The organism is Segeticoccus rhizosphaerae (assembly GCF_009192725.1).
Lineage (GTDB): Bacteria > Actinomycetota > Actinomycetes > Actinomycetales > Dermatophilaceae > Segeticoccus > Segeticoccus rhizosphaerae.
The window spans coordinates 1-4327 of the sequence record NZ_VOHR01000311.1 but is presented as its reverse complement, the minus strand read 5'-3'; the positions used below and the strand labels follow the sequence as shown (position 1 = coordinate 4327).

Sequence of the window (4327 nt, the reverse complement as noted above, 5' to 3'; positions counted from 1 at the left end):
CCAGTCCTCGCCAAGGTGCTGGCCGAGCGCGCCGAGCTGTGGGCGGGGGCGGGGCGCTCGATGGCGCGGTCGTCGCTGCTCGCGCCGCTCATCGACCGGGTCGCCGTGGCTCGGCCGCTGATTGACGGCGTCGACCTGTCCGAGCGGTTGGCCCGGTTGTGGTGGCTGGTCGAACGGTGCAAGGAGCCGGAACCGCTCACCTCGGCGGGATACCTCAAGCCGGCCACGGTGCGTGACTTTGTCGGTGATGTCGGCGAACCGCACGGCTTCGGCCGGGGCAACAGGGAGTCGCAGCGGCCCGACCTGCGCTACACGCGGCAGGTGGCACAGGGCCTGTCCCTGGTGCGTCGGCACGCGGGCGAGTTGAGGACCACCAAGCAGGCGACGAGCACGAGCTCGCCCGCGGAGCTCGCGCCGCTGGTGGCGCGGCGCTGGCTGGACCGTGGGCCGTGGGACGTCGAGCAGCACGCGCGCGAGGCCGTCGTGGCGACGCTGCTGACCGGGCCGAGCACCACCGACGACCTCGTCGCGACCGTCATGGTCGTGCTCGGCGAGATGGGTTGGCGCGGCAGCGACGGGTCTCCGCTCACCGCCGAGGACACCTACTGGTTCGCCCTCGAGCCCTATCGCGAGCTGCACCACGTCGGGCTGCTCGCTGACCACGGCTACTCCGGTCAGGTCTCGCTGGCACCGGGTGCGGCGGAGCTGCTGCTGGAGTCTGTGCGGCAGTTCCTCGCCCACCGAGACCCGCGCGCCTACGCCCTGGCCTGACCCCGTGGCGGTCTCGCGGTAGGCGCGCCCTTCCAGCCGAGCACGCGGTGGGCCCTGGAGCAGTCGAAGCCACCGGCCCGGCCGGTCAGCGGAGCGCGCAGCTCGCTGCTGGGGGAGTGCTCGGCGACCAGCTGCTCGATCGGCCGCTGCGCCCGGATGTCCGGAGCCGTGATCAGCAGGCACTCGAAGGGGTTTCCTTCGCCCTCCCGGGTCAGCGAGAGCAGGCAGGCGCGGGCGGCGTCCTCGAGGTCGACGTAGCCCCACAGGTTGCGCGCGTCCTCGCGCTCCGACGTGGCGCCGTCGAGCGAGCGGAGCTCGTCACGGGTGAGGATCCACTGGAACCGCAGCGCTGTCACGGTCATGCCGCGCCGGGCATACATCTGCCCCATCCGTTCTAGGAAGTCCTTGGTGAGGGCATAGGGATCGACGTACTGCAGCGGGCTGTCCTCGTCGACCGGCAGATAGGGCTGGTCGAAGGGCTGGGTCGACCAGGCGGTGCCGTAGATTGCACCGCTGGAGGCCAGGACGGCCGTGCGGATGCCCGTGTTCCACGACTCCTCGAGGGCGTTGAACGTCGACACGGTGTTGGTCTGGACAAGGTCTGCCGGCTCGATGTCCTCGGGGCTCGGGATGCCGGCGCAGTGGATGATCGCGTCCGCACCGCGCACGGAGCGCGCTACCGCGTGCCGATCGAGCAGGTCGAGGACCTCGCCATCCCGGCCGTCAACGACCGGCCTCACATCCGCCTCGACCACCTCGTGCCCGGCCGCGGCGACCTGGCGGCACACCTCCGCGCCGAGCTTGCCCCGCGCTCCGCTCACCCACACCCGCATGCGCTCAGGCTAGGCGCTGGCCGGAGCGGGAGTGGACCAGCGGGACAGGTCAGAAGTACCAGGGGAAGGGACTCCAGTCGGGGTCGCGCCTCTCCAGGAAGGAGTCCCGCCCCTCGACCGCTTCGTCGGTCATGTAGGCCAGCCGGGTCGCCTCGCCGGCGAAGACCTGCTGGCCCATCAGCCCGTCGTCGGTCAGGTTGAAGGCGAACTTCAGCATCCGCTGGGCGGTCGGGCTCTTGCCATTGATCTCGGTGGCGGCTCGCAGCGCCTCCGCCTCGAGGTCGGCGTGGTCGGCCACGATGTTGACCGCCCCCATCCGCTGCATCGCCTCGGCGTCGTAGGTGCGGCCGAGGAAGAAGATCTCGCGGGCGTTCTTCTGCCCCACCATCTTTGCCAGGTATGCCGACCCGTAGCCTGCGTCGAAGCTGCCCACGTCGGCGTCGGTCTGCTTGAACCGGGCGTGTTCCCGGCTGGCGATGGTCAGGTCGCAGACGACGTGCAGGGAGTGGCCGCCGCCCGCCGCCCAGCCGTTGACCACCGCGATGACCACCTTGGGCATGGTGCGGATCAGCCGCTGCACCTCGAGGATGTGCAACCGGCCGCCCTCGGCCTTGACCCGCGCCGCGTCGATGGTGTCGGCGGTCTCGCCCTGCGCGTACTGGTAGCCACTGCGCCCCCGGATCCTCTGGTCGCCCCCGGAGCAGAACGCCCAACCACCGTCCTTCGCGCTCGGCCCGTTGCCGGTGAGCAGCACCGCGCCGACATCGGGTGTCATCCGGGCATGGTCGAGCGCGCGGTAGAGCTCGTCGACGGTGTGCGGCCGGAAGGCGTTGCGCACCTCGGGACGGTCGAAGGCGATCCGCACGGCGCCGGTCTGCACGGCCCGGTGGTAGGTGATGTCGGTGAACTCGAACCCTTCCACCGGCATCCACGCGCTCGGGTCGAAGATCTCGGACACCTGCTGGGTCTGGTCGCTGCTCACGTCAGCGAGGATAGGCGCATGGCTCTCGACGCGGCGGGCCACGGTCAGCGAGCACGCTGTGGCGGGTGGTCGGCTGATTTGCACCCGGAGCCGCCCCTGAAGCCGACCCCCATGGTAGAGGGCGAATTCGTTGATTCCGGGACGAGCGGCACCGCACTGGGGGATGCTGTGCCATCGGCCGCCGACCGGTGGCCCCACCCTGGAGGAAACCCATGAGACTTCGTCACCTCGGCCGACTCGGTGCGGCTGCTGCGTCGTCCCTGGCGCTGATGGTCGCCGCTGCAGGCGTCGCATCGGCCCACGAGTGCTTCAACGCCAGCCGGTCCGACCAGGGCAACGCTTCTGCCGGCGCCCACTCCGCCGCGTGGGAAACGGTCAGCCTGGACACCGTCCTCACCCAGTTCATCGGCCTACCAAGTGATCTGGCCGCCTGCGTCGAGGCCAAGGCGCCGGCTGCGGGTGTCCCGAGCTCCTTCACCTTCGGCATGAAGCAAGCCGTCGGGCAGGGGGGCGTCATCGCGGAACGCAACCCCAACATGGAGGCCAAGGGCCTGGGCTCCGACGGCAAGGGCATCGACCACGCCGAGGACGCCTACGGTGAGGCGATCGGCATGCTCATCGAAGAGTGCAGCGCGACCGCCTGACCCTCCCCGGCCTCCGCTGAGGGTGGGACGCACGCCGCGCGTCCCACCCTCACCAGTGCAGGCGGTCGGTGAAGCTCTAGGACACCTGCTGGGTCTGGTCGCTGGTCGGATCAGCGAGGATGGGCGCATGCCCGCCGACGCCCTGCCCGACCTCGACGAGTTGCTGGCGGGGCTGCGGGTCGTGCAGATCCCGATGCGCACCCGGTTCCGCGGGGTCACGGTGCGTGAGGCGGCCCTGCTGCACGGACCAGCCGGATGGGGCGAGTTCTCACCGTTCCCCGAGTACGCCCCAGCCGAGGCCTCCCGTTGGCTGATCGCCGCCGTCGAGGCCGCCTGGCGGGACTGGCCCGACCCGGTCCGCGAAAGCGTGCCGGTCAACGCCACCGTCCCCGCGGTCTCCCCAAGGCAGGTGCCCGAGGTGTTGGCCCGGTATGACGGGTGCTCCACCGCCAAGGTCAAGGTCGCCGAGCGCGGCCAGCACCTCGAGGACGACCTCGACCGGGTGGCCGCGGTCCGCGACGTCATGGGCCCGGGCGCACGGATCCGGGTGGACGCCAACGGGGGTTGGGACGTCGCGCAGGCGACGGAGGCGCTGAGGCGGCTCGCGCCATACGGGTTGGAGTATGCCGAGCAGCCGTGCCCGAGCGTCGGGGAGCTGGCGCGGCTGCGAGTCGCCTTGGCGCACAGGGGGATCGACGTGTTGGTTGCCGCCGACGAGTCGATCCGCAAGGCGTCCGACCCGCTGCGCGTGGTGCGGGAGGAGGCGGCGGACGTCATCGTCGTGAAGGTGGCACCGCTGGGGGGAGTGCGGACGGCCCTGCGGATCGCGGCGGAGTGCGGCCTGCCCACGGTGGTGTCCAGCGCGCTCGACACGAGTGTCGGCATGGCGGCGGGGGTCGCGCTCGCGGCGGCCTTGCCGGAGCTGCCGCACGCCTGTGGCCTCGGCACCGTCGAGCTCCTGGAGGGCGACGTGACGGCGGATCGGCTCGTGCCCTCCGGTGGCCAGGTCACCGTGCGACGACCCGGGCCGGACGAGGGGTTGCTGGCGAGGTGGGCCGCGCCCCGGGACCGCGAGCTGTGGTGGCGCGACCGGGTGC

The 4327-nt window shown here is 71.5% G+C and carries 5 protein-coding genes; 3 read left to right on the top strand and 2 right to left on the bottom strand.

The features are described 5' to 3' along the window. The coding region (locus FRW57_RS23445) for a hypothetical protein (protein WP_203230399.1) at positions 1-771 on the top strand (771 nt) is incomplete at its 5' end. Here the strand turns inward: FRW57_RS23445 and FRW57_RS17990 are convergent. After that, complete coding sequence (locus tag FRW57_RS17990; protein ID WP_137121420.1) at positions 756-1604, bottom strand: NAD-dependent epimerase/dehydratase family protein; 849 nt, start codon at positions 1602-1604, stop codon at positions 756-758. The genes FRW57_RS23445 and FRW57_RS17990 overlap by 16 nt on opposite strands. 49 nt (positions 1605-1653) lie before the next feature. Beyond that, positions 1654-2586 (bottom strand): 1,4-dihydroxy-2-naphthoyl-CoA synthase, encoded by a 933-nt coding sequence (locus FRW57_RS17985; protein ID WP_152186644.1) that lies wholly within the window; start codon positions 2584-2586, stop codon positions 1654-1656. Between the two features lie 212 nt (positions 2587-2798). Here FRW57_RS17985 and FRW57_RS17980 point away from each other — a divergent pair, with 212 nt between their 5' ends. After that, positions 2799-3230 carry a hypothetical protein gene (locus FRW57_RS17980; protein WP_152186643.1) on the top strand — a complete coding sequence of 144 codons (432 nt, stop codon included), beginning with the start codon at positions 2799-2801 and terminating at the stop codon, positions 3228-3230. A 127-nt stretch (positions 3231-3357) separates the two neighbouring features. After that, the coding region (locus FRW57_RS17975) for an o-succinylbenzoate synthase (protein WP_152186642.1) at positions 3358-4327 on the top strand (970 nt) is incomplete at its 3' end.

What these genes read in the sequence shown, in the direction of transcription:
- FRW57_RS17990 (WP_137121420.1), bottom strand. Translation starts at nt 1,604, where the DNA reads ATGCGGGTGTGGGTGAGCGGAGCGCGGGGCAAGCTCGGCGCGGAGGTG.
- FRW57_RS17980 (WP_152186643.1), top strand. Translation starts at nt 2,799, where the DNA reads ATGAGACTTCGTCACCTCGGCCGACTCGGTGCGGCTGCTGCGTCGTCC.